Origin of the sequence: Microbacterium sp. Se5.02b (genome assembly GCF_019464375.1) — a bacterium.
Classification (GTDB): Bacteria; Actinomycetota; Actinomycetes; order Actinomycetales; family Microbacteriaceae; genus Microbacterium.
Genome location: NZ_CP080491.1, coordinates 4,027,433 through 4,050,952 on the forward strand (window position 1 = coordinate 4,027,433; position 23,520 = coordinate 4,050,952).

A 23,520-nucleotide genomic window follows, 5' to 3' on the forward strand; every position below is an offset into this window, starting at 1 on the left:
CAGGAGCAATATGTCCAGCAAGGATGCGGATCAGTCGAAGCATTCTGGACGAAGTGCCGCCCCTTTGGACGCGACCGCGTACAGAATCCTCGATGTGCTGCGTGATAACGGTCGCGTCTCGATCGCGGCCCTCGCCGACACGGTCGGGATCTCCCGCGCGAATGCGTACACGCGCGTCGAGTCTCTGGTGCACGACGGGGTCATCACGGGTTTCAGCGCCAGGGTCGACCAGGCGAAGGCAGGACTCTCGATCGGCGCGCTCGTCTTCGTCACCGTGATGCCCCAGGCGTGGGCGTCGTTCCGGGAACGCGTGCTCGAGATGCCCGACGTGGAGTGGTGCGCGATCACGACGGGCGAGCACGACGCGATGCTGTTGATCCGCGCCGTGGACGTCAGCGGCGTGCACGAGTTCTCGACCGGCGTGATCGCCCAGCTGCCCGAGGTCCGCACGGTCGTCAGCGTGGTCGTGCTCGACGAGGTGATCCGCCGCCCCTACCTGCTGCCGGCCGACCTGCCGGAGCGCGACACCGAGATCCCGCTCGGCATGACGCGCTGGACGCCCGCGTCACCAGGTCGGGACGCCCTGCCGCCGCGCTGAGGACCCCTCAGCGCACCGGGATCTCCTCGCACACGCTCAACTGCGGGAGGCCGTGCATCTCGTAGTGCTCCACGAGGCGGATACCGCCACCGTCGATGAGTTCCAGCTCGCTCTCGCCGTCGCCGGTGACCACCGAGCCGTCCGCCTTGAGCACGTGCACGAACGACACCCAGATCGTGTCCCCGGTGCGCGTGCCGACGAACTTCCCGAACGTGACGGTGTCGCCCTCGTAACCGCCCCAGATCGCGCCGTCGCGCTCGAAGTACTCGAAGATGCTCGGCGATTCGGGGTCGACCGCGGAGGTCGTGGAGGAGACCATCCGGAAGCGGCGGCCGTCGAGGGAAGGAAGGGTTGCTGTCGCAGTCACTCCTCGATTATGGGGGATGCCGTCACGGGCCAGGCCCCGCGGGGCGCTCTCGCCATTCCCTCTCGAGGAGGGCGTACACGAGGAGCGTCGCCCACTCGCCCTTGAACCACTCGCTCTCCACGAGCCGGGCTTCGCGCCGGAACCCGAGCCGTTCGACGACCCGCGCAGACCCGATGTTCCGTTCGTCGATCCGCGCGCGACGATGCGATGCAGGCCGAGTCCGTCGAAGCCGAGCGCGAGCAGTGCGGCGACGGCCTCGCCCGCGAATCCCTGCCCGGCGAAGCGCGGGTCGAAGATGTAGCCGACCTCACCAGTACGATCCGACTCGCTGCGCCAGAACAGCACCACGTCGCCCACCAGCTCGCCGCTCGCACGGTGTTCGACCGCGAGGCAGACGGCATCGCCCTCCTGGGTGAAGCGGGTGTTCGCCCAGGTCGTGGCGATCCGCTGCTCGACCGCGGCGAGGTCGAGCGGCGCATACGGCACGTAGCGCACGGAGTCCGGATCCGACTTGTACGCGTGCATCGCGGCGGCATCCGTGGGGGCGATGGGTCGCAGGAGCAGTCGCTCGGTGCGGATCGGGTACTCCGGCGCGTAGGCCGACCGCGGAGACCCGGACTCCTCCGTCATTCGAGGTCCAGCGAGACGATGCCGGGCCGATGCGCGGTTCTGGCGCGGACCGCGGCGAGCAGATCGTCATAGTCCGGCGTGATCTGCACACGAGGCGAAGACACGAGATACGTGGTGGCCCTCGCCGCCGCGCGCTCGAACCGGATGCGCTTGACGGGATACGCGGGCGGCGTGAGCCAGAGGCGGTCGACCTGCGCATAGGGGATGTCGACGCCGTCGACGCGGATGCCCTGCGAGTCGACCGACAGCTGCGCCGGGATCGAGCGGACGAGGCGACGGCGTTGCAGGGCGCCGATCCCGAATCCGACGGCGGCGAGCACGGCGAACGGCGCGAGCAGGATGAGGGCCGAGAGCCCCTCGAGGAAGCCCGGGATCAGTGCGAGGAGCCCGACGGCGACGGCGATCACCAGGAACACGACAGCGGCGATCGTGATCCGCGCGGCGACCCGCCGCTCTCCCGCCGCGTCGATCGTGAACTGCGTCGGCAGGTGCGCAGCGGCGCGGGCTGCCTCGACCGGGTCGTCGAACAGCGGCTGCGCGATCGGGTTCAGCGTCGCCATCAGCTCGTTGAACAGGGACCTCGTGTAGCCGGGGAGCTCGAACGTGATCTCCCGTCCGCCGCTGTGCACGATCAGGGCGCGGGTGGTGCCGCTGGGCAGCCCGTTGGTGCGGTGTTCGGTGATCTTCGAGCGGAAGACGGTGGTCGCTCGCGAGAACGTCTCGCGACCGCCCGCCTTCCCGATCTCGACCGCGTCGGGCCGCACGACGATGCGGATGTTGCGGAACCAGAAGAACCCGGCGAACACGGCGACCGTCAGCGCGACCGCGACGATCAGCACGACCAGACCGCGCGTGGCGATGTTCATCCCCGGGGGAGGAACGTCGGGAGCAGGAACAGCGTCGCCGCAGAGAGGACGGCGGAGAGCACGATCGCCCCGACGGCGGAGCGGACGGGATGGCGGCGGAAGATCCGCTCTCGGGGCACGGCTTCGGCCTGATTCAGCATTGATCTCCCCCAGACGGTCGGCCTGCGTGGCCGACTCCCACCGTAGTGGCGGCGGTCGTATCGGCGACAGTGATCCCCGGTAGCTTTGTCGCATGGAGTGGATGTCTGATCCCTCGGCGGGGGCATGGCTGCGCGAGCGGCTCGATGCGGGTTACGAGACCATGCACGGGGTGGTTCCGCGCGGCTTCCCCTCCTATGCACGGATCCTCCATCCGGCGATCGTCCGGTCGCTGCCGGACCGCCCGGTGCCGTCTTCCGGAGAGTGGGATCGACTGCCCGAAGGGGAGCAGCATGTGCTCCTCGAGCAGTTCGTCGATGAGCCCGCGACCTGGGCGCAGACAGCCGCCGCCTTCGGCACGGTCCTGCACCCGCTGGCGCAGTGGCACCGGATCGTGCGGACCCCGCCGGACGGCGACTGGCGCACGCGGATCGCTCCGGACGGTCGCGAATTCTCCGCCCCCTGGAGGGCGAACTCGCCCCCGCGCACATGGCAGCCATCGCGACGCACCTCGTGGAGAACACGCACACCCCGGATGCCGGCTTCGTCGCGCTCTGGGAGGGCCGCGGCGATCTGTTCGGCTACTACGGCATCACTCCATCCGGCGGTTCCCCGACCTTCACCGACGACCCACACCATCAGGCGATGCTCGCTCGCAGCACGCACGATCCGTTCAACAACGTCTTCCGCAAAGCCACCTGGCAGGAGGGCATCCTCTCGCGCGAGATCTCCGAGGGTCCGCGCCTCCGGCTCCCGATGCGCGACCACGTGCTGTTCTCGGCACCACCCCGCGCCTTCGCCGACCCGGAGTGGGCTCGGCAGGTTCCGTGGCGCGACCGGATCGCCGAGGAACGCGGGTTCCCCCGGCCACCCCAGAGCCCGAGCCTGCTGTGGCCCGAGGACCACACCTGGGTGATGGTGAGCGAGGTCGACTTCGACTCGACGATCGTGGCGGGCTCTGCCGCCCTGATCGACGCGATCTGCGCAGATCAGCGACTCGAGGCCTTCGCGATTCCGGAGGGCGCCGACCTCACCTGGGATGCCGACACGGTGAACCGGTGACATCTGCACAGGCGTCCTTCGACGCGCGGCCGCTCACCGAGCCGGTCGACGCTGCCGCCGTGCGCGCCTTCGCCGCGGAACTGCGATCACGCCCGTCGTCGCGGATGTCGGCGTCGACCGTCGTCGGGATCGTCGCCGTGTCTGTCGCGGCCGTCGTGATGATCCCGGTCATGGTCGGGGTGATCGTGAGCATCGCTTCGCTCGGCGGAAGCCCGTCGGCCCTGGCGATCCCGCTGCTGCTGATCGTCCTCCTGCTCGCCGCGGTCGGCGTCCTGATCTGGATGGGCGTGCGCAACGCGCAGACCACGCGGTATCGGCTGCATCGCTTCGCCCAGGCGAACGGCATGTCGTACGAGCCGAAGGTCGTCGATCCTCCGCTCCCCGGGATGGTCTTCAGCCTCGGCCGCTCGCGGCAGTCGACCGACCTGATCCGCGGCACGAGGCCGCGCTTCGTGGAGTTCGGCAACTACCAGTACACGGTGCAGTCGGGGAAGAACTCCACGACCTACCGCTGGGGCTACGTGGCGGTGAAGCTCGACGTGCCCCTGCCCAACATCGTGCTCGATGCGAAAGGCAACAACGGCTTCGGCTCGAACCTCCCGGCGTCGTTCCAGCGTGCGCAGCGTCTCTCGCTCGAGGGCGACTTCGATCAGCACTTCACGCTGTACTGTCCTGCCGGGTACGAACGCGACGCGCTCTACCTGTTCACACCCGACATCATGGCGCGGTTCATCGACAACGCGGCTCAGCTCGACGTGGAGATCGTCGACGACTGGCTGTTCCTGTACACGCAGCGCAAGGTGTCGACCCTGGACCCGGCGACCTGGGCGTGGCTGTTCGGTGCGGTCGGAGCACTCCTGACGAAGCTTGACCAGTGGGCGCGGTGGCGTGACGAACGTCTCATCGCCGAGAACCCTCCGTCCGCGGCGAGCGCTGCGGCCTCGGCGGATGCCCTCCCCTTCGCGGCACCTGCAGGGCTGCTGACGCCGCCCCCCGGCGTGGCGTCACAGGGCCGCCGACTGAAGCGCACCGGGACGTGGGTGCCCATCGTCGTGGTGATCGCGTTCGCCGCGTTCTGGCTCCTGAGCCGCATGAACTGAGGCGGAGTCCGAGTGTGGGGGTGGGTGCCGGCTGGGGACCGAACTCCCACCCCATCCCCCCTCGGGATCGAAAGAAGATCGACTCTCCCTCCGCATGGCGGCTGAGCCGCCCCGCCCATCGTCAGCTGGGGACTGACACTGCTGGGCGTATAGGAGAATGGTATACCGGACGGGGTTGCAACGCGTTGCATCCATGCGCGGGAATGCGCTTTCATCCGCGGGTCAGCGACGGGCGCCGCCGCGGAAGATGAGCCACCGTCCGACGATGTCGTCCAGTGCGCCGTCCAGTGACCGCCAGGCGTCCGCGGACGCCATGGACGCGCCGATCCGCTCGGCGTTCGCGCGGAACGAGGGATCGGTCAGCACCCGCTCGACGGCGCTCGCGACCTTCGCCGGAGTCGCGGTGCTCGTGCGCAGATTCACGCCGGCCCCCGACCACCCCACGCGCGCGCACACCTCGACCTTGTCTTCGGTCTGACCGGCGACCACGAGCGGGATCCCGTGCGCGAGAGCCTGCTGCACCCCGCCGTATCCGCCGTTCGTGACCAGCACATCGACGAGCGGCAGAAGCCTGTCGTAGGGGAGGTACTCCGCCACCCGAACGTTGTCGGGCAGCCGTCCGGTCAGCGCGTCGACCGGACGTCCGCCCGTCGACACCACCACGAGGGCGTCGGAGGCCGCGAGCGCCGCGATCGTCGGCAGGACGAGCTGCCCGAAGTCGGAGTTCGCGATGGTGCCCTGCGTGACATGGACGATCGGACGCGAACCGTCGAGGTCGGCCCACCAGTCCGGCGCCGTGCTGTCGGAAGCCAGCGACGGCAACGGCCCCGCGAAGGTCACGCCCGCCGGGAGATCGGGACGCGGGTACTCGAACTCCGGCACCGTGAACTGCACGTAGGCGTCGGCGCGCCCGGCCCAGTCGAGCACGAAACCCCGAGGTCGCGCCCCACCTCTCGCCGCGCCATCTCGTCGGCCTCCTTCTGGACGCCCCCGAAGATCGCCCGCTCGGCGACCGTGCGCAGGGCGGCATTGCGGAGTCGGCCGAACGGCCCCGGCATCGGAGTGACGCCGAGACCGAACGGCGCCGTGTCCTTGCTGCGCGCCCCGAGCGGGAAGATGCCGAGCACGACGACCGGGGGCCTCTCGGAGGCCGGGAGCAGTTGCAGGAGCGCACCCCCGACGAAGAGTGGTTCGGTGAGGACGGCGTCGACCGGTCGCGCATCGAGTTCGGCACGGACGGCGGCGAGCTGCGCGGCTCCGGGGCGCACGAAGAGCGTGCTCATGTCGAAGCGCAGCGCCGCGGGGCCTGTGAGACCGACGCGCTCCGGGAAGGCGCCGTCGGCGTCGTCGAGGTCGACATCGGCTTCGGCGGGGAGCGGAAGGAAGCGCGCGCCCGCGGCTTCGACCCGCTCGGCATAGCGACTGCTCGTGAGGAAGCCGACGTCGTGGCCCTGGGCCAGGAGGTGGCGGGCGATCTGCAGCAGCGGCACGACGTGGCCGTGCGCGGGCGTGCACGTGATGAGGTAACTGGACATGGCGGGTTCTTTCCCTAAGATTGAATGTACCGTCGAAGTATTCATCACCCCGTAAGGAAAGTCAATGGTCGAGGCTGCTCCCCGCGCCTACAAGTCCGCCCTGCGCGCCCGTCAGGCGCAGGAGACCCGCACGCGTATCGTCATCGCAGCCGCACGCTTGTTCGCCACCCAGGGCTATCAGGCCACCACGATCGCCGCGATCGCGCGCGAGGCCGGTGTCTCGGCGGAGACCGTGAAGACCACGGCAGTCAAGGCGGAATTGCTGATCGCCGCCTTCGAGGTGACATTCTCCGGCTCCGAAGCCGCTGAGACGCTCGCCGACACGGAGGTCGCCGCCGGCGTCACCGATCTCCCGGACGACATCTTCCTCGATGCGGTGCTGACCACGATCACGACGGCGAATGCACGCGGTCACGGCCTGTGGACGGTGCTGCTCGGCGCCGCGCTGTCCGACCCGGTCGTCGACGACGCCCTGAACCGCATCCTCGAGCATCGCCGCGCCGACTACCGCCTGCTCGTGTCCGAGCTCGTGCGTCGCCACATCGCTTCTCCTCGCGCCGACGAGGCCTCGACCGCCGATGCGCTGTCGTTCCTGCTCTCGCCCGAGAGCTACCAGCAGCTCGTCGTGCAGTCGGGCTGGGGCGCCGAGCGGTACGCGGCATGGCTGCGCGCCGCGGTGATCGCCGAGATCGAGCGCACCCCTGACGGTGTCGAGCGACCCGCGCCGATGCAGAAACCCGGTGCGCCGCCGTCGGCATCAACGCGCGGACCAGCCGCCGTCCATGGTGTAGCCGGCGCCGGTCACCATGCCCGCGGTGTCGCCCGCGAGCCAGAGCGCGAGCGAGGCGACCTCGGCGGGTTCGACGAGCCGTTTGATCGCCGACTCGGTCAGCATCACGTTCTCGAGGACCTCGCTCTCGGGGATTCCGTGGAGCCGGGCCTGATCGGCGATCTGCTTCTCGACGAGCGGCGTGCGGACGTACCCGGGATCGATGCAGTTGCTCGTCACGCCGCGCGGTCCCCCCTCCAGCGCGGTCACCTTCGACAACCCTTCCAGCCCGTGCTTCGCGGAGACATAGGCCGACTTGTAGGCCGAAGCGCGGAGGCCGTGCACGCTCGAGACGTTGATGACCCTGCCGAAGCCCCGCTCGTACATCCCCGGCAGCGCGGCGCGGATGAGGAGGAACGGCGCTTCGAGCATGAGGCGCAGGATGAACGAGAAGCGCTCAGGTTCGAACTCCTCGATCGGACTCACGTGCTGGACTCCCGCGTTGTTCACGAGGATGTCGACCTCGAGGTGCAGGGTGGCGAGCGCGGCGGAGTCGGACAGGTCGACCTGCCAGGCCTCGCCGCCGACCTCCGCCGCGAGCGCATGCGCCGCATCGCCGTCGATGTCGGCCACGATCACACGGGCACCTGCCCCCGCGAACGCGCGGACGCATGCCGCGCCGATGCCGCTCGCTCCCCCCGTGATGAGAGCCGTGCGTCCTCGAAGATCGGTCATGGGTCAGTCCCCTCGTGACGTCAGACCGCAGCGGCGCGGGCCGCGTCGGCGTCGTCGATCGACTGCAGCGAGATGCCCCTGGTCTCTCGCAGCGACAACACGGCGATCGCGGTCACCACGCAGGCGGCGACGATGTAGATCGCGATCGGCAACCAGGATCCGAAGTCGCGCAGCCACTGGATCGCGAGGATCGGAGCGAGCGACCCGGCGAGGATCGCGGTGACCTGGGATCCGAGCGAGACCCCGGAGTACCGCATTCTGGTCGGGAAGAGCTCCGACATCACGGCCGGCTGCGGCGCGTACATGAACGCGTGGAAGCAGAGTCCGATGGTCACGGCGAGCACGATCAGCACGGGGTTGAGCGTGTCGAACATCGGAAACGCGAAGAAGGCCCATGTGGCGCTGAGGATCGCCCCGGTCAGGTAGACGGGCGTGCGTCCCCAACGGTCGGCGAGACGGCCGAGCTGCGGGATGATCGCGAAGTGCACGACGTGGGCGATGAGGAGGGCGAGCAGCAGCTGGCTCGTGTCGTACTCGTGCACCGTCTTCAGATACACGATCGTGAAGCTGACGACGATGTAGTACACGATGTTCTCGGCGAAGCGGAGCCCCATCGCCTGCAGGATGCCCTTCGGGTAACGGCGGAGCACCTCGACCACCCCGTACGAAGTCGCCTTCTCGGCCTCGACCTGCGCCTTGGCCTCCAGGAAGATCGGCGCCTCCTCGACGTGCCGACGGATGTAGAAGCCGACCAGGACGATCACGGCCGAGAGCCAGAACGCGATGCGCCACCCCCACTCGAGGAAGGCGGCCGGGCTCATGACCCAGGAGCTCACGAGGAGCACGAGCGTGGCCAGCAGGTTCCCGACCGGCACCGCCGCTTGAGGCCAGCTCGACCAGAACGAGCGGGAGCGATCGGGACTCTGCTCCGCGACCAGCAGCACCGCGCCACCCCATTCGCCGCCGACGGCGAAGCCCTGCAGGAACCGCAGGGCGACGAGCAGGGCAGGCGCCCAGTAGCCGATGCTCTGGAACCCGGGCAGGCATCCCATCAGGAAGGTCGCCGCCCCGACGATGACGATCGTCGCCTGCAGCGTGGGCTTGCGGCCGAACCGGTCACCGATCTGACCGAAGACGATGCCGCCCAGCGGTCTCGCGATGAAACCGACCGCGTAGGTGACGAACGCCGCGATGATGCCGTCGAGCGGAGACCCCGTGGCGGGGAAGAAGTAGGTGCCGAACACGAGGCTCGCGGCCGTGGCGTAGAGGAAGAACTCGTACCACTCGACGACCGTTCCGGCCATGGAGGCGGCGACGACGCGCTTGAGCTTGGAGGTGGATACGGGCGGCGTGGTCGACGCCGCACTCACGGAAGATGTCATGTCTCTCCTTCGGGTGTCGACGGTGACACCACGGTCAAGTGTTCGCGATCCGGCCATCTGCATCAACGCCCAGTGCTGCACATCCCATGTGCATAATTGCAGAATGAATCCCGCCCTGCGCCCTCGCGCCGACGATCTGCTCGTGCTCCTCGCCGTGGCGCGCACCGGACGCTACACCAGCGCCGCCGTGCACCTGGGGCTCGACCACACGACGGTGGCCCGCCGCATCGCCGCACTCGAAGGAGCGCTGGGCGGGCGCGTGCTCGCGCAATCCCCTGCGGGCTGGGAGCTCACCGATCTCGGCCGGTCGGCCGCGGAGAGTGCCGGACGCATCGAGGCCGCGCTCTCGCAGCTCGACGGAAGCGATGCCGACGCCCCCGACCCGATCTCCGGTGTGATCCGCATGTCGGCCACCGACGGCTTCAGCGCCTACATCGCCGCGCCGGCCGTCGCCGAGCTGCGTCTCACGCATCCGCGACTCACGGTCGAGATCGTCGCTGCGACACGACGCGCAGCCGAGCACCGCGCCGGCCTCGACCTCGAGGTGGTGGTCGGCGCTCCGCAGACCAGTCGGGCGCAGGCCGTGAAGCTCGGCACCTACACGCTCGGCATGTACGCGGCGCGAGACTATCTGGAGCGCACCGGAACGCCTGCGACCCGGGAAGAGTTGGAGCAGCACCGACTGGTGTACTTCGTCGACTCGATGCTGCAGGTCGACGCCCTCGATCTGCCTCGCCGTCTCGTTCCGCACATGCAGGACGGCCTCACCTCGACGAACGTGTTCGTGCACGTCGAGGCCACGAGGGCGGGTGCGGGGATCGGACTCCTCCCCTGTTTCGCAGCCGACCGGCACGACGACCTCGTGCGGCTGCTGCCGTCGGTCTTCGCCGAGAAGCTCCCGTACTATCTGGTCGCGCGCCCCGAGTCGCTGCGCCTCCCCGCCGTCGCGGCCCTCGCCGAGGCTCTGCATGCGCGCACCCGCGCATCGAAGGCGCTGCTCGACGGCGTCACCGGGTGAGCGTCGCCCGCGCAAAGCGGACTAGGCGGTCAGCCCGAAGTACTCCAGTTCCGCGTCGTTCAGCATCCGGGACCGGATCAGGAAGCGCATCCCGGTCGGCCCCTCGACGCTGAAGCCGGCACCGCGCCCCGGCACGATGTCGATCGTGAGGTGCGTGTACTTCCAGTACCCGAACTGCGACTCCGACATGAACACCTCGACCGGATCCGGGAGTCCGACGTCGAGACGCCCGAGGAGCACGTCCGACGCTCCGGTCAGGAACATGCCGACGGGGTAGCACATGGGCGCAGAGCCGTCGCAGCACCCGCCCGACTGATGGAACATGAGGGGACCGTGCTGCGCGGTCAGGTCGCGGACGAGTGACGCCGCAGCATCCGTCACGTCGACCCGCTGGTAGGTGCCGATGCTGACCATGGTTCCGCCCTTCGAGGATGGATCCGGGCGGACGCCGCAACGCCCGCCCGGAAGCGAGCTCAGAAGAAGCCCATCGGCCCTTCCGCGTACGAGACGAGGAGGTTCTTCGTCTGCTGGTAGTGGTCGAGCATCATCTTGTGGTTCTCGCGGCCCACGCCCGACTGCTTGTACCCGCCGAAGGCCGCGTGCGCCGGGTACTGGTGATACGTATTCGTCCACACCCGACCGGCCTCGATCGCACGGCCCGCCCGATACGCGGTGTCGCCGCTGCGGCTCCACACCCCGGCGCCGAGTCCGTAGAGCGTGTCGTTGGCGATCGAGATCGCGTCGTCGAAGCCGTCGAACGACGTGACCGACAACACGGGACCGAAGATCTCCTCCTGGAAGATGCGCATGTCGTTCGTGCCCTCGAACACGGTCGGAGCGACGTAGAAGCCCTCGCTCAGATCGCCACCGAGGTCGACGCGCTCTCCGCCGGTGAGCAGCCGCGCGCCGCCCTGCTTTCCGATGTCGATGTAGCTGAGGATCTTCTCGAGCTGATCGTTCGACGCCTGGGCGCCGATCATGGTCGCCGGATCCAGCGGGTTACCCTGCACGACCTTCCCGACCCGCTCCAGACCGTCGGCGAGGAATCCGTCGTAGATCGAACGCTGGATGAGAGCGCGCGACGGGCACGTGCACACCTCGCCCTGATTCAGCGCGAACATCGTGAAGCCCTCGAGCGCCTTGTCGTAGAAGGGATCGCTGGTCGAGCGCGCGACGTCTTCGAAGAACACGTTCGGGCTCTTGCCCCCGAGTTCCAGCGTCACGGGGATCAGATTCTGCGACGCGTACTGCATGATCAGCCGCCCGGTCGTGGTCTCTCCGGTGAAGGCGACCTTGCGGATCCGCTTGTGCTGCGCGAGCGGAGCCCCCGCCTCGATGCCGAATCCGTTGACGATGTTCACGACACCGGCTGGCAGCAGGTCGCCGATGATGTCGAACAGGAACAGCAGGGAGGCCGGAGTCTGCTCGGCCGGCTTGATGACGACGCAGTTGCCCGCGGCGAGCGCCGGCGCGAGTTTCCACACGGCCATCAGGATCGGGAAGTTCCAGGGGATGATCTGCCCGACCACACCCAGCGGCTCGTGGAAGTGGTACGCGACGGTGTTCTCGTCGAGCTGGCTGATGCCGCCCTCTTGAGCACGCAGCACACCGGCGAAGTAGCGGAAGTGATCGACGGCGAGCGGGATGTCGGCGGCGAGGGTCTCGCGCACGGGCTTGCCGTTCTCCCAGGTCTCGGCGACCGCGATCTCCTCGAGGTGCTGTTCGATGCGGTCGGCGATGCGGTTGAGGATCACCGAACGCTCGGCGGGGCTGGTCTTGCCCCAGGTCGCGAACGCGCTCCAGGCCACGTCGACCGCACGATCGATGTCTTCGCTCGTGCCGCGCCCGACCTCGGTGAAGGGCTTGCCGTTGACGGGGCTGACGTTCTCGAAGTACTGGCCCTTGACGGGATCGACGAACTCGCCGCCGATGTAGTGACCGTACCGGGGGCGATAGTTCGCGAGGGCGCCCGGCTGGCCGGGGGCCGCATAGGCGAGGGACACGTCTTCTTCGACGATGCTCATGGGGGTCTCCTTCGACGGGGCCGCGCTTCGGTGTGCGGCTTTCTCCGAAGGTAGGTCGCGCGACGTTGCACCCCGATGCGCAACGTTGCACCTGGTTGCGGTCTCGAGGTCAGTCGGCCGTGAGGCGTTCGATCCGCGCGACGAGTCCGGCGCGTTTCGGCGAGCGCGCGGGGAGCATCTCCAGGGCGAGCCGGAGCGCTTCGGCGTCGGCCTGGCCCTCGGGGATCTCGGCGTACGAGAGCAGCACGTCGAGGCTCGCCTCCGACAGCATCGCCTCTCGCAGCGCCGCACGCACGCTCTCGCGGAACTCCTCCACCCCCGGCGACGTCGACTCGGGAAGCACCGGTCCTCGATAGGCGGTCAGTGCCACGCGGTGCGCCCCGCGGTCGAGGAGCGACAGCACGTCTTGCGCATCGGTGTCGAGGGCGACGGGCAGGCGATACGGGCGCGACTCGGGCACGAGGTCCGGCGCTGTGCGCTCGAGCACCTTGCGCAGCCGCACCATCTCCGGCCGCAGAGTGTCCGGCGATACCTCCGGCCCGTACACGAGTTCGCACAGGCGCTCTGCCGAGAGGCCTTGGCGGTGCACGGCGAGCATCAACAGGATCGCGGCGTGCCGTGCACTGAGTTCGACCATCGACTCGCCGTGCGCCGACTCGGTCTCCAACCGTGCCCTGTCACGCCCGAGCACGTGCAGAGTCGCACGGGACGTCACCGGGGTGCGCGCCTTCGACGGGGACTTCGTGCGAGGCGTCTCGCTCCGCGCCTGCAGCCGCGCGACCATCAGCTCGGACTCCACGGCACGCGCGGTCGCATCGACCAGCAGCCGCGCCTGGGGCGAGACCACGTCGGGGCCGCCGGTGATGTCGATCACTCCGAGCACGCGCTTCGTCTCGGGGTCGCGCACCGGTGCGGCCGTGCACGACCACGGATGCACCAGCCGGTTGTAGTGCTCCGCTCCCCTGATCTGCACCGAGCGGCCGAGGGCGAGAGCGGTCCCTGGTGCACTCGTGCCGACGGCATCCTCCGACCAGTTCGCTCCGGCGACGAAACCCATGTCGTCGGTGAGCGAACGCAGCTGACGGTCCCCCTCGATCCACAGCAGTCGCCCCGCCTGGTCACCCACGGCGATGATCACACCGGTGTCCGCCGCTTCTCCCGGCAGCAGCAGCGCACGGATCATGTCCATCGCCGATGCCAGCGGGTGCGCGAGACGATACGCCTCGAGCTCCTCGCTCACCAGGTCGATCGGCGGAGCACCCTCCGGGCCGACGCGACGTCGCCAGGATCGCTCCCACGATTCGCGGACGAGTGGACGCACCTCCTGCAGCCGCCGGTCGTGGAGGTTGCCGGCGACCAGTTCCTCATGCGCACGCTCGACGAGCAGTCGTGACGTCGCGGGGAGCGACTCGCGGGATACCTGCCACGGCGCAGACACAGCGGTCTCCGATCTCGAGCACGTGCGTTGCTTCAGTGTACGAGCGCGAGGCCACGGGCGGAATAGCCCGCTCTGGCGGCACCCCGGTCCGCCGCGTCCCATCTGTCGGGAGCGCGGACCCCTGCCGGACGAATCGCCGCAAGACCTCCCGACAGGTGCACATCCTCCCGACAGGTGCACCGGGACGGGGCGTCAGCCGCGGGCGGCCCACCACTCGCGCAGGCGCTGCTCCGCGACCTCGTCGCCGAGGACTCCCTCGTCCAGACGCAGATCGAGCAGGAACTTGTACGCCTCTCCGACCTCCCGCCCCGGCGCGATGCCGAGGACCTGCTGGATGCGGTTGCCGTCGAGCTCGGGACGGATCGAGTCGAGCTCCTCCTGTTCGCGCAGCGCGGCGATGCGCGACTCGATGTCGTCGTAGGCGCTCGACAGACGACCGGCCTTGCGCCTGTTCCGCGTGGTCACGTCGGCACGGGTGAGGATGTGGAGGCGCTCCAGCAGATCGCCGGCGTCGCGGACATAGCGGCGAACCGCGGCATCGGTCCACGCTCCCTCCGCATACCCGAAGAAGCGCAGATGCAGTTCGATGAGCGTGGCGACGGCATTCGTGGTGTCGGTGTCGAAGCGCAGTGCCTGCAGCCGCTTGCGCGCCATCCGCGAGCCCACCACGTCGTGGTGGTGGAACGTGACCACTCCCCCGGCTCGAGCTTGCGGGTGCGCGGCTTGCCGATGTCGTGCAGCAGTGCGGCGATGCGCAGCGGCACATCGGGCGCCGCGCCGGGATGACGCACGTGTTCGAGCTCGATCGCCTGACTGAGCACGGTCAGCGAATGCTCGTAGACGTCCTTGTGGTGGTGATGTTCGTCGACCTCGAGGCGCAGTTCGGTGACCTCGGGCAGGAACTCGTCGATCAGGCCCGTGTCGACCAGCACGCGGATGCCCCGCACCGGGTCGTCGGTCTGCATGAGGCGCACGAGCTCGGACTGGATGCGCTCCGGGCTCACGATCCTCAGGGTCTCGCGGAGCTCCGCGATCGCCTCCGCTGTGGCGTCATCGACGCGGAACCCGAGTTGAGCGCTGAATCGTGCCGCGCGCAGCATCCGTAGCGGATCGTCGCCGAAGGACACGCGGGGATCGGCCGGTGTGCGCAGAACGCCCGAGACGAGGTCTTCCACGCCGCCGGTCGGATCGATCAGCTTCACGCCGGGCACCTGCAGGGCCATGGAGTTGACGGTGAAGTCACGGCGCACGAGGTCGCCGTCGATCGTGTCGCCGAACTCGACCGTGGGCTTGCGGGTCACACCGTCGTAGCTGTCGGCGCGATACGTCGTGATCTCGACCTGCTCGCCCTGCACACGCGCGCCGATGGTGCCGAACGCACGGCCGATGTCCCATTGGGCCGTCGAGATCGGTGTGACGATCGCCAGGATGTCGTCGGGCGACGCGTTCGTCGTGAAGTCGAGGTCGTGCGTCATTCGGCCCAGCAGCGCGTCACGCACCGGCCCGCCGACGACCGCGAGATCGAAGCCGACCTTCTCGAACGCCGTCGCGAGGGTGCGGACGACCGGATTCTCGGCGAGCGCACCGAGGCGGACGAGGCCGTCGGCCATGTTGAGCATGGGTTCCAGCGTACCGGGGCGAGTGTGACGGATCCGCGTCTTCCGTTCCTAGAGCGCAGACCACCACAGGGGAAGCATCACGAGCGCGGCGATCTCCATCACCGCCACGACCACCGTGAACACCCAGGCGACGACAAGCAGCGCCACACGTCGATCGTCGCTCTGCTTCCGAAGCCAGGTCGCAGCGACCACGAGCACCAGGGACACCGGAGGCAGGAGGCTCGTGATGATCGACAGCGTGCTCAGGACACGCCAGGGGGCGGCCGCTGCGCGCTCCTGCTGGTTCCGCAGCCGGCCGATCTGAGCCTCCAACGCGGCTCGGGCCACCGCGAACAAGGGAGACGACACCCGCTCGCGGCCTCGAGGGACGAGCAGGAAGGTGACGATCAGCGCCGGCGGAACCGTGATCAGCAACCCGTACGCCAGCCCCTGCAGATAGCGCTGCTCGTCCGTCCCCGCGATGAGCGGCATCGCCGAGGTGGAGCCCTCGAGCACGACCACCAGCGTGACGAGAGCCGGAGGCACGAGGACCAGCAGCGCATCGAGGATCTTCGCCTGGAGCAGTGAGGGGACGATCTGGGTCGCAGTTCCCAGAGCGAACAGCGACAGCGCCGTGGCGAAGAACGCGAATGCCGCCGTCAGCCCCGGGTTCCGGACGAGGAGGAACACCCCGGCCGTCGCTGCACCGATCACCAGGATCCCGACGACGAGTCCCTGCACGACGAGGGAGCGTTTGGGATGAGGGTCGGCCGTCCCGGGGATGCGGGTGATCGCGTCCTCGATCTTGACCACCGCGTCGTTCGCCCGGCTCGACGCCAGACTGAGCCGCTCCGCCTCGAGATCGGCCAGGACCGCGGCATCCGCGGCGATCAGCAGTGTCAACGCCGCGCCGACCGGGATGCCGAAGATCTGCACGACGTCGAGCGTTCCGGCCCCGAAGTTGACGGCCATCGCCCCGAGGAACGACGACAGCGCCACGAACGCCGACGCCATCGCGACCACGACGGCCACCCTGCCCCAGAACTGTCGGTGGGCGACGGAGTCCTCGAAACCCGTGCTCTCGGGGTCACGGGGCATCCGCAGCAGCACCTGCAGTGCGATCGATGCCGGCAGGAGCAGCACGAGCGCCGTCCCGCCCTGTTCCACGGTGAGGGTGGCCGGAGAGATCATCGGACTCCGCTGCCCTGCGGCTGCCCCGCCCGTGGCCGTCAACCACGCGAGCAGGATCTGGATGCCCACCAGCAGCACGGCGACCAAAGCCGCCACACCGACGGCCCGCCGAAGGGACCCGGCGTAGCGCGTCTCCGCGGCGACGACGGCATCCCCGTGTCCCGGATCCGTCACCTCCGGGGGTATGGACGGCGTGGGCGGGGCTCCGTGTCCTGCGAACAGATCGCCGATCCGACGGACGATGCTCCTGGGAGACTGACGGTTCATGTCGACGTACCTTCCTGGTGCGCGGTTCTGCGACGGACGGTACACGGGCGAGCGGACACGGGTCCCCCGGCTCACGGCGCTCGCACGGCAAGATATCGGATTCGAACCACGATGCCGTTCACCTCCCCGCCTCTTCGATGTCAACCCCAGGTCACCCGTCTTCGATGGGGTGGAGGTGCCCCGTGCGACTGAGCACGGAACCCCACCCCCACGAAGGACTGACATGACCTCCCTCACCCCTGCGGTGCGGTGGCGGCGTCACGGACTGACATCCGTCGCGCTCCTCGCCCTGCTCGGCGGCGCCGTCGTCGCCCCAGCGGCCCTCGCCGCACCCGACCCCGAGGTTCCCATCGGGTCGCTGATCACCGACGCCACCGCGTGGAACTACCTCGACGACGGGTCCGACCCGTCCCCGGCTCCGGCAGCGCTGCGCGACTGGACACTGCCCGCGTACGACGACAGCACGTGGAAGACCGCACCCGGCTCGTTCGGCGCGAAGAACGGCAAGCTCGGAGCCGTCGGGCCCCAGACGCCGAAGACGCTCCTGAACCACTACCTCGACGGCACCAAGGCCCCGACCGTGCCCACCTACTTCTTCCGCACGACGTTCGAACTCGAGTCGGGTGTCGCTGAGCAGGTCGCCGCACTGCAGAGCACCATCACCTACGACGACGCGATCATCGTCTGGATCAACGGCGAGGAAGTCGCCCGCTACGTCGACGGCCGCATCACCGACACGACGAACGTCGAGTACGCCGGCGACTCGAACGGCGACCCGCTCACCAGCACGTTCAGCGCCGAGGGCACGCTGCTGCACGACGGCACGAACACGATCGCCGTCTCGCTGTTCCAGGACCGCGAGACCAGCTCCGACATCTACTTCGACATGTCGTCGCTGACCCTCGTCGAGGCGTCCGATCCCGGCACCCCCGTGATCGCCCCGCCGACGCGCGTCATCCTCACCCCGACCGAGCAGCCGGCGATCTCCCAGTCGTTCTCGTGGCTCGCAGGCGATGCGTCGCACACGGTCGGTCAGGTCGAGATCGCGCCCGCAGCCGGCGGCGAGGTCCGCACCGTCGACGCCTACGACGCCGGCGTCGTGAACGGCAACCCGAACAAGCACTTCTCCGCGACGGTCACCGGCCTCACCGCGGCCACCGAGTACCGCTATCGGGTCGGCCTCCCCGGCAGCTGGAGCGACTGGTACGAGTTCCGCACGGCCGACCCCAGCGCCACGGACTTCCAGTTCATCTACTACGGCGACGCGCAGATCGGCCTCGACACCACGTGGCCGAGCGTCGTGAAGCAGGCCGAGGCCAGCGCTCCGCGCTCGATCGGCTCCGTGCATGCGGGCGACCTGATCAACACGTCCAGCAACGAGAACGAGTGGCTGAACTGGTTCAAGGGCATGGAGGACTCCGCCGTCCGTACGAACGTGATGGCCGCACCCGGCAACCACGAGTACTCGGGCGACAAGCTGCTCACCGCATGGAAGGCCGCCTTCGAGTATCCGCGTAACAACCCGTCGCTGAGTTCGATCGGCGAGCTGGCCGACCTCGCCAAGGGCGACTCCGAAGCCGCGCAGCAGTACCGGTCGCTGTTCGAGCACTGGAGTGCGTTCGCCGCCGAGACGGCGTATTACACCGACTACCAGGGCGTGCGGTTCATCACGCTGAACGCGACCCGTGACGCGACCTTCCTCACTCCGCCGGCGCTGCCCTCATGCACGGGTGCGGACTGCCCTCTCGCTCAGGGTGAGGAGCTGTGGATCCGCTTCCAGGGCGCCTGGCTCGACCTGCTCCTGCAGAACAGCCCCTCGAAGTGGAACGTCGTCACCTTCCACCAGCCGGTGTTCTCGGCGTCCGAGGGTCGCGACGAGCCGAAGCTCCGCGCCGACTGGGTGCCTGTGTTCCAACGCAACGACATCGACCTGGTGCTCATGGGCCACGACCACACGTACGCCCGCGGCTACGTGAACACGGACGCGACCGAGACCCCCGGCATCACGACCGGGCCGGTCTACGTGGTGTCGAACTCGGGCGCCAAGCACTACGAGCTCGAGACGCCGGAGAAGAACGTCTGGACCAACAACGGCGCCACCCAGGTGCTGCGCGGCCAGGGCGTCACCACCTACCAGGTGATCGACGTGTCGAAGAACCAGCTCGTCTACCGCTCCTACCTCGCCGAGAAGCAGCCGGGCGCGACGACCGATCTTCCCGTCGGCGCCGTGTACGACACCTTCACCGTGACGAAGTCGGATGCCGGCGAGAAGTGGGTCACCGAAGAGGGCATCACGCCTCCGGTCACCCCCGAGCCCGAGGTTCCGGCCGAGATCGAGCTGGGCGCGGCAACCGTCGAGGCCGGCGGCGCACTCACGGTGTCGGGCAGCGGCTTCGCGGAGGGTGCCGAGCTGCGACTCGAGCTGCGCTCCGACCCGGTGCAGCTGGGCACGGTCACGGCCGGCGCCGACGGCACTTTCCAGCGCACGGTGACGATCCCGGCGAACACCCCTGCCGGCGCGCACACCCTCGCCGCGATCCTGCCGGACGGCACCGAGGTCACGGCTTCCGTCACGGTCACGGCGGTGTCGGGCGGCGGAGCGGTCACTCCGGGCGACGGCTCGGGCGGTTCCGGTGGCGCGGACGGCGACCTCGCCACCACGGGTGCCGACAGCGTGCCGTACATCGTCGCGGCCGTCGTGCTCCTCACGGCAGGTCTCGGCCTGTTCGCGCTGCGTCGCCGCCGGCAGCTCGCGACCGTGGAGGCGGCCGAGGCGGAGTAGTCCATCGCAACCGCTGGAGGGCGTCACCCGGGGTTCAGCCCGGGCGGCGCCCTTCTTCGCTCTCCGTCTCGCGAGTGATCGGGGACGGGCGGTACGCCGGACTGGGATAACCTTCCACCGAGTCCGTCCCGCTGAAGGAGAGCCCGTGCCCGCGAACGATGTGATGGCCGACGAGACCGATCGGATCGTCGCCGCGGCCCTGCAGGTGAACGGCCGCGCGTCGTGGGGAGAGATCGCCCGTGTGGTCGACCTCCCAGAGCGCACGGTCGCCCGCCGCGGCCAGCGGCTGCTCGATCGCGGACTGGTGCGGGTGTCCACGTACGTCGACCCCGCGCGGGTGCTGCATGCCCGTGCGGTGCTCTTCCGCATCACGACAGAGCCGCATGCGCTGTGGCACGTCGCTCGCACACTCGCACGGCGCGCTGACGCCTCGTCGGTCTCGGTGCTCGAGGGCAGCAGCGACATCGCCGGGATGCTGCTCCCCCATGACGACGCCTCGATCCGCGAACTGCTCTTCACCGACTTCCCCGAGCTCGAGGGCATCGACTCGATCAACGTCACGACGGTGCTGAAGTTCTTCCGGTCGGGCCACGACTGGCGCGCGGGCGTGCTCACCGACGAGCAGGCCCGGATGCTCGATGAGTCCTCCGGCTCCGAAGTCGACCCGGCCGATTCGCTGAGCGACGACGAGGAGGCGCTGATCCGGCTTCTGCTGAAGGACGGCCGGATGCCGGTCGCCCAGCTCGCACGGGCACTGGGGCTGAACGTGACGACCACCCGTCGACGGATGGAGTCGCTGAGCCGTCGCGGCCTGATGCATCCGCGCACCGAGGTCGTGCCGAGCCTTTTCGGACTCGGACTCGAGGCGCTGGTGTGGCTGCGGGTGCCGATGGCGCGGCTCGAGAAGGTCGGTACCGCGCTCGCGGCGGCCCCCGAGGTGAAGTTCATCGTCGCGACGACCGGCACCTCGCAACTCCTCGCGAACGTGCTGGTCCCCGACGCGGACGCGTTCTACGAGTTCCTCACCGGACCCGCCGTCGCGGGGCATGACGGGCTGGAGGTCGTGGAGTCGCTCGTGGTGATCACACCGGTGTTGCGCGGTTCCCTGATCGTCGACGAGGCCCCGGCGGCGCTGGCGAATGACATACCGACGGGAGCCATCCGCCTGTAGGCCGATCCTGTTACAGGAATGTAAAGAATTGGCGAGATCGTTCGCTACAGCTTGACCTAGTGGCGAAATAGAGCGAGTATCCTCTCCAGGGCCATCACCCCTGGAGAGGACGACCATGTTCACGGCAACGGGAGACGACTGGGCGGATCGCGCAGCGTCGCTGTCTCTGCACGCGCGCATGTTCATCGAGGGCGCGTGGGTGGAGGGGTCGGCCGAACCGCTGGCTCCCGTGAGTCCGCGCGACGGCCGTGCACTGCCGCAGATCACCGCCGCCTCGGCCGCCGACGTGGACCGCGCCGTCCGCTCCGCCCGCGCCGCGTTCGACGCCGGCGTGTGGTCGCGGATCGCGCCTCGGGAACGCGGGCAGCTTCTGATCGCCTTCGCCCAGCGGATCCACGACAACGCCGAAGAGCTCGCCCTCATCATCTCCCTCGAGATGGGCAAGCCGATCCGCGAGGCGCTGCAGACCGAGCTGCGCGCCGTCGTGAACTGCTTCCGCTGGTACGGCGAGGCCGCCGACAAGGTCCTCGACGAGATGCCGGTCACCGCTCCGAACAGCCTCGCCCTCGTGACCCGAGAGCCGGCCGGAGTAGTCGCCGCCGTCGTTCCGTGGAACTTCCCGCTGACCATGACGGCATGGAAGCTCGCCCCCGCCCTCGCGGTCGGCAACAGCGTCGTGCTCAAGCCGGCCGAGCACACCACCTTCTCGGCTCTGCGCCTCGCCGAGCTCGCGTTCGAAGCGGGCATCCCGGCCGGCGTCCTCAACGTCACGCCGGGTGCAGGACACATCGCCGGCCGCGCGCTCGGCGAGCACTCCGACGTCGACGTCGTCACCTTCACCGGCTCGCCCGAGGTGGGCCGGAAGTTCCTCGGCTACGCGGCCGCCTCCAACGGCAAGCGCGTCTGGCCCGAACTCGGCGGCAAGACCGCGAGCCTGGTGCTGCCGGATGCCGACCTCGAACGCGCAGTCCGCGCCACCGCAGACGGCTGCTTCTACAACCAGGGGCAGATGTGCACCGCGTCCTCCCGCCTTCTCGTGCCCCGTGCGCAGCGCGACCGGGCCCTGGAGATCGCCGCCGAGGTCGCACGCACGAGCCTGCCCGCCGACCCCTTCGACGTCGGCACCTCTATGGGCGCGATCGTCAGCGAGAAGCAGCTCGCGGGCATCGCCGGTTTCGTCGAGCGCGCGCAGGCCGAGGGCGCCGAGCTCGCAGCGGGGAGCGCCGAGCGCTTCCGCGCCGTCGACGGAGGCAGCTACTTCGCCCCGGTCGTGCTCGGCGTCACCCCTGCGCACGAGGTCGCGCAGCGCGAGGTCTTCGGCCCCGTGCTCTCGGTCATCGCCTACGACGACGTGGAGGACGCCCTCGCGATCGCGAACGGCACCGAGTTCGGTCTCGCCGCCGCCCTGTGGAGCACCGACCTCAACGCGGTGCACACCCTGTCGCGCCGACTCCGCGCCGGGGTCGTGTGGGTCAACTGCTTCGAGGAGGGCGACATGACCATCCCGTTCGGCGGCGTCAAGGGCTCGGGCTTCGGTCGCGACAAGAGCCTGCACGCGATGGAGAAGTTCACCGACCTCAAGACCACCTGGATCGAGCTGTCGTGACCCGCCCGTTCATCGGCATCACCACCTGGCGCCGCTTCATCGACACCGACCTCGGCACCGGTCGCCCGGCCCACAGCCTGGGCACGGAGTACGCCGCGCCCGTCGAGGCCGCCGGTGGAGCCGTCGTGCTGCTGCCGCCGACCGCGGGCGTCGACGAGGTGCTCGACCGCCTCGACGGACTCGTCCTGTCCGGCGGAGAAGACGTGCACCCCTCGCGCTACGGCGCGGAGCCTCAGGAGGCCAAGACCTACGACCCCTCGCGTGACGGGTTCGAGATCGCGCTCGCCCTCGGCGCGCGCCGACGCGGCATCCCGGTCCTCGCGATCTGCCGCGGTCTCCAGGTGAGCAACGTCGCGTTCGGCGGATCCCTGATCGTCGACATCCCCGCCACCGCGCACCACGAGCCGGTGCGCGGAGCCGACCAGCAACTCGCGGCGCGGCATCCGATCACCCTCGCAGACGGCAGCCGCCTCGCCGCCCTGTACGGCACCACACGGCGAATCGTGAACACCATCCACCACCAGTCGATCGACACCCCGGCCCCCGGCCTCCACGCCGTCGCCTGGGCGCCGGACGGAATCGTCGAAGCCGTCGAGGCCGACGGCGACTGGCCCTTCTGGGCGGTGCAGTGGCACCCCGAGAAGATGATCGCCCCCGATGAGGCCACAGAGGAGATGCCGCTGTTCGCGGCGTTCGTCTCGGCCGCCCGTGAACGCGCAGCGGAACACCCCGCTGCAGAGAAAGGAACACGATGACCAAGAAGGTCTTCCTCGAATACGAGAACGGCGTCCGCGCCGTCGCCACCCTGTTCGAGGACCTCGCCCCTCGCACCTGCGAGGCCATGTGGGGTGCGCTCGAGAAGCGGGTCACCATGCAGGCGATGCATGCGATGTACGCCGGACCCGAGGTCATGGTCGGCCTCCCGGAAGAGGCGCAGAACTTCGACCCGGAGACGGTTCCGTTCGAGAACCAGCAGGTCGTCCCTGCGCCGGGTGACCTGCAGTGGTACTGGCAGCGTCCGATGCAGATGGGCGGGTTGCCGTTCGAGTGGTACGAGATCGGCGTCTTCTACGATCGTGGTGCCCGTACTCTCGGCCCGCTCGGATGGACACCCGTCAACATCTGGGGCGGCATCACCGAAGGACTCGCGGAGTTCGCCAAGGAGAGCGCGGCGATCCGCATCGACGGAGCGAAGCAGCTCACCATCGGACGCCTGGTCTAAGGCGTTCACTCAGTGCTGGAC

The 23,520-nt window shown here is 69.1% G+C and carries 20 protein-coding genes and 2 pseudogenes; 10 read left to right on the top strand and 12 right to left on the bottom strand.

Features of this window, described 5'->3' with window-relative positions:
• Positions 1–10: 10 nt before the first annotated feature.
• Positions 11–598: an Lrp/AsnC family transcriptional regulator gene (locus K1X59_RS20240; RefSeq protein WP_244632256.1), complete on the top strand. Its 588-nt coding sequence runs from the start codon at positions 11–13 to the stop codon at positions 596–598.
• A 7-nt stretch (positions 599–605) separates the two neighbouring features.
• On the opposite strand, the gene K1X59_RS20245 is transcribed toward K1X59_RS20240, so the two are convergent.
• Genes K1X59_RS20245 through K1X59_RS20255 form a run of 3 tightly spaced genes read right to left on the bottom strand, consistent with a single transcriptional unit; the run spans position 606 to position 2,601 of the window.
• Complete coding sequence (locus tag K1X59_RS20245) at positions 606–1,595, bottom strand: GNAT family N-acetyltransferase (protein WP_220173796.1); 990 nt, start codon at positions 1,593–1,595, stop codon at positions 606–608.
• On the bottom strand, positions 1,592–2,461 hold the full coding sequence (locus tag K1X59_RS20250) for a hypothetical protein (RefSeq protein ID WP_220173797.1): 870 nt from the start codon (positions 2,459–2,461) through the stop codon (positions 1,592–1,594). The genes K1X59_RS20245 and K1X59_RS20250 overlap by 4 nt, the downstream gene beginning before the upstream one ends.
• The gene (locus K1X59_RS20255) at positions 2,458–2,601 is read right to left on the bottom strand and encodes a hypothetical protein (RefSeq protein ID WP_220173798.1); all 144 of its coding nucleotides are present in this window, start codon (positions 2,599–2,601) and stop codon (positions 2,458–2,460) included. Before K1X59_RS20255 ends, K1X59_RS20250 begins: the two co-directional genes overlap by 4 nt.
• 487 nt (positions 2,602–3,088) lie before the next feature.
• Between K1X59_RS20255 and K1X59_RS22225 the strand changes: the two genes are divergently transcribed.
• Both K1X59_RS22225 and K1X59_RS20265 read left to right on the top strand, forming a co-directional pair.
• Positions 3,089–3,661 carry a hypothetical protein gene (locus K1X59_RS22225; RefSeq protein WP_258566969.1) on the top strand — a complete coding sequence of 191 codons (573 nt, stop codon included), beginning with the start codon at positions 3,089–3,091 and terminating at the stop codon, positions 3,659–3,661.
• Complete coding sequence (locus K1X59_RS20265) at positions 3,658–4,761, top strand: hypothetical protein (RefSeq protein WP_183151351.1); 1,104 nt, start codon at positions 3,658–3,660, stop codon at positions 4,759–4,761. Before K1X59_RS22225 ends, K1X59_RS20265 begins: the two co-directional genes overlap by 4 nt.
• Before the next feature lie 222 nt (positions 4,762–4,983).
• Here K1X59_RS20265 and K1X59_RS22230 read toward each other — a convergent pair whose 3' ends face one another.
• Positions 4,984–5,688, bottom strand: a complete 705-nt coding sequence (locus K1X59_RS22230) for a glycosyltransferase (protein ID WP_258566970.1) — start codon at positions 5,686–5,688, stop codon at positions 4,984–4,986.
• Positions 5,598–6,296 (bottom strand): hypothetical protein, encoded by a 699-nt coding sequence (locus K1X59_RS22235; protein ID WP_258566971.1) that lies wholly within the window; start codon positions 6,294–6,296, stop codon positions 5,598–5,600. Before K1X59_RS22235 ends, K1X59_RS22230 begins: the two co-directional genes overlap by 91 nt.
• Positions 6,297–6,360: 64 nt before the next feature.
• Here K1X59_RS22235 and K1X59_RS22240 point away from each other — a divergent pair.
• A pseudogene (locus K1X59_RS22240) lies at positions 6,361–6,486 on the top strand (TetR family transcriptional regulator); the annotation flags it as partial.
• A gap of 567 nt (positions 6,487–7,053) precedes the next feature.
• On the opposite strand, the gene K1X59_RS20280 reads toward K1X59_RS22240, so the two are convergent.
• Together K1X59_RS20280 and K1X59_RS20285 are read right to left on the bottom strand one after the other, a co-directional pair.
• Positions 7,054–7,800, bottom strand: a complete 747-nt coding sequence (locus tag K1X59_RS20280; protein ID WP_183151352.1) for a 3-hydroxybutyrate dehydrogenase — start codon at positions 7,798–7,800, stop codon at positions 7,054–7,056.
• A gap of 20 nt (positions 7,801–7,820) precedes the next feature.
• The gene (locus K1X59_RS20285) at positions 7,821–9,182 is read right to left on the bottom strand and encodes an MFS transporter (RefSeq protein WP_183151353.1); all 1,362 of its coding nucleotides are present in this window, start codon (positions 9,180–9,182) and stop codon (positions 7,821–7,823) included.
• 103 nt (positions 9,183–9,285) lie between these two features.
• Here K1X59_RS20285 and K1X59_RS20290 point away from each other — a divergent pair, with 103 nt between their 5' ends.
• Positions 9,286–10,200: a LysR family transcriptional regulator gene (locus K1X59_RS20290; RefSeq protein WP_183151354.1), complete on the top strand. Its 915-nt coding sequence runs from the start codon at positions 9,286–9,288 to the stop codon at positions 10,198–10,200.
• Between the two features lie 21 nt (positions 10,201–10,221).
• Here the strand turns inward: K1X59_RS20290 and K1X59_RS20295 are convergent, their stop codons facing one another.
• From K1X59_RS20295 to K1X59_RS20315, 5 genes and pseudogenes are all read right to left on the bottom strand, one after another.
• Positions 10,222–10,614: a DUF779 domain-containing protein gene (locus K1X59_RS20295; RefSeq protein ID WP_183151355.1), complete on the bottom strand. Its 393-nt coding sequence runs from the start codon at positions 10,612–10,614 to the stop codon at positions 10,222–10,224.
• 59 nt (positions 10,615–10,673) lie between these two features.
• Positions 10,674–12,224 (bottom strand): aldehyde dehydrogenase family protein, encoded by a 1,551-nt coding sequence (locus K1X59_RS20300; protein ID WP_183151356.1) that lies wholly within the window; start codon positions 12,222–12,224, stop codon positions 10,674–10,676.
• Positions 12,225–12,333: 109 nt separating this feature from the next.
• The gene (locus K1X59_RS20305; RefSeq protein ID WP_220173799.1) at positions 12,334–13,662 is read right to left on the bottom strand and encodes a GAF domain-containing protein; all 1,329 of its coding nucleotides are present in this window, start codon (positions 13,660–13,662) and stop codon (positions 12,334–12,336) included.
• Positions 13,663–13,854: 192 nt separating this feature from the next.
• A pseudogene (locus tag K1X59_RS20310) lies at positions 13,855–15,281 on the bottom strand (CCA tRNA nucleotidyltransferase).
• A 48-nt stretch (positions 15,282–15,329) separates the two neighbouring features.
• Positions 15,330–16,625, bottom strand: a complete 1,296-nt coding sequence (locus tag K1X59_RS20315; protein WP_220173800.1) for a hypothetical protein — start codon at positions 16,623–16,625, stop codon at positions 15,330–15,332.
• Between the two features lie 316 nt (positions 16,626–16,941).
• Between K1X59_RS20315 and K1X59_RS20320 the strand changes: the two genes are divergently transcribed.
• The 5 genes from K1X59_RS20320 (at position 16,942) to K1X59_RS20340 (ending at position 23,499) form a co-directional block, all read left to right on the top strand.
• On the top strand, positions 16,942–19,500 hold the full coding sequence (locus K1X59_RS20320; RefSeq protein WP_183151358.1) for a metallophosphoesterase family protein: 2,559 nt from the start codon (positions 16,942–16,944) through the stop codon (positions 19,498–19,500).
• 145 nt (positions 19,501–19,645) lie between these two features.
• On the top strand, positions 19,646–20,671 hold the full coding sequence (locus K1X59_RS20325; RefSeq protein WP_183151359.1) for an Lrp/AsnC family transcriptional regulator: 1,026 nt from the start codon (positions 19,646–19,648) through the stop codon (positions 20,669–20,671).
• Positions 20,672–20,786: 115 nt separating this feature from the next.
• Positions 20,787–22,277 (top strand): aldehyde dehydrogenase family protein, encoded by a 1,491-nt coding sequence (locus K1X59_RS20330; RefSeq protein ID WP_183151360.1) that lies wholly within the window; start codon positions 20,787–20,789, stop codon positions 22,275–22,277.
• Positions 22,274–23,032, top strand: a complete 759-nt coding sequence (locus K1X59_RS20335; RefSeq protein ID WP_183151361.1) for a gamma-glutamyl-gamma-aminobutyrate hydrolase family protein — start codon at positions 22,274–22,276, stop codon at positions 23,030–23,032. Before K1X59_RS20330 ends, K1X59_RS20335 begins: the two co-directional genes overlap by 4 nt.
• Positions 23,029–23,499, top strand: a complete 471-nt coding sequence (locus K1X59_RS20340) for a DUF3830 family protein (protein ID WP_183151362.1) — start codon at positions 23,029–23,031, stop codon at positions 23,497–23,499. Before K1X59_RS20335 ends, K1X59_RS20340 begins: the two co-directional genes overlap by 4 nt.
• The last annotated feature ends 21 nt before the right edge of the window (positions 23,500–23,520 follow it).

Bases quoted from the DNA above. Each gene is read 5' to 3' on its own strand.
- K1X59_RS20330 (WP_183151360.1), top strand. From the start codon at position 20,787: ATGTTCACGGCAACGGGAGACGACTGGGCGGATCGCGCAGCGTCGCTG.
- K1X59_RS20245 (WP_220173796.1), bottom strand. From the start codon at position 1,595: ATGACGGAGGAGTCCGGGTCTCCGCGGTCGGCCTACGCGCCGGAGTAC.
- K1X59_RS20340 (WP_183151362.1), top strand. From the start codon at position 23,029: ATGACCAAGAAGGTCTTCCTCGAATACGAGAACGGCGTCCGCGCCGTC.
- K1X59_RS22225 (WP_258566969.1), top strand. From the start codon at position 3,089: ATGGCAGCCATCGCGACGCACCTCGTGGAGAACACGCACACCCCGGAT.
- K1X59_RS20240 (WP_244632256.1), top strand. From the start codon at position 11: ATGTCCAGCAAGGATGCGGATCAGTCGAAGCATTCTGGACGAAGTGCC.
- K1X59_RS20300 (WP_183151356.1), bottom strand. From the start codon at position 12,224: ATGAGCATCGTCGAAGAAGACGTGTCCCTCGCCTATGCGGCCCCCGGC.
- K1X59_RS20290 (WP_183151354.1), top strand. From the start codon at position 9,286: ATGAATCCCGCCCTGCGCCCTCGCGCCGACGATCTGCTCGTGCTCCTC.
- K1X59_RS22235 (WP_258566971.1), bottom strand. From the start codon at position 6,296: ATGTCCAGTTACCTCATCACGTGCACGCCCGCGCACGGCCACGTCGTG.
- K1X59_RS20320 (WP_183151358.1), top strand. From the start codon at position 16,942: ATGACCTCCCTCACCCCTGCGGTGCGGTGGCGGCGTCACGGACTGACA.
- K1X59_RS20295 (WP_183151355.1), bottom strand. From the start codon at position 10,614: ATGGTCAGCATCGGCACCTACCAGCGGGTCGACGTGACGGATGCTGCG.
- K1X59_RS20250 (WP_220173797.1), bottom strand. From the start codon at position 2,461: ATGAACATCGCCACGCGCGGTCTGGTCGTGCTGATCGTCGCGGTCGCG.
- K1X59_RS20285 (WP_183151353.1), bottom strand. From the start codon at position 9,182: ATGACATCTTCCGTGAGTGCGGCGTCGACCACGCCGCCCGTATCCACC.
- K1X59_RS20255 (WP_220173798.1), bottom strand. From the start codon at position 2,601: ATGCTGAATCAGGCCGAAGCCGTGCCCCGAGAGCGGATCTTCCGCCGC.
- K1X59_RS20280 (WP_183151352.1), bottom strand. From the start codon at position 7,800: ATGACCGATCTTCGAGGACGCACGGCTCTCATCACGGGGGGAGCGAGC.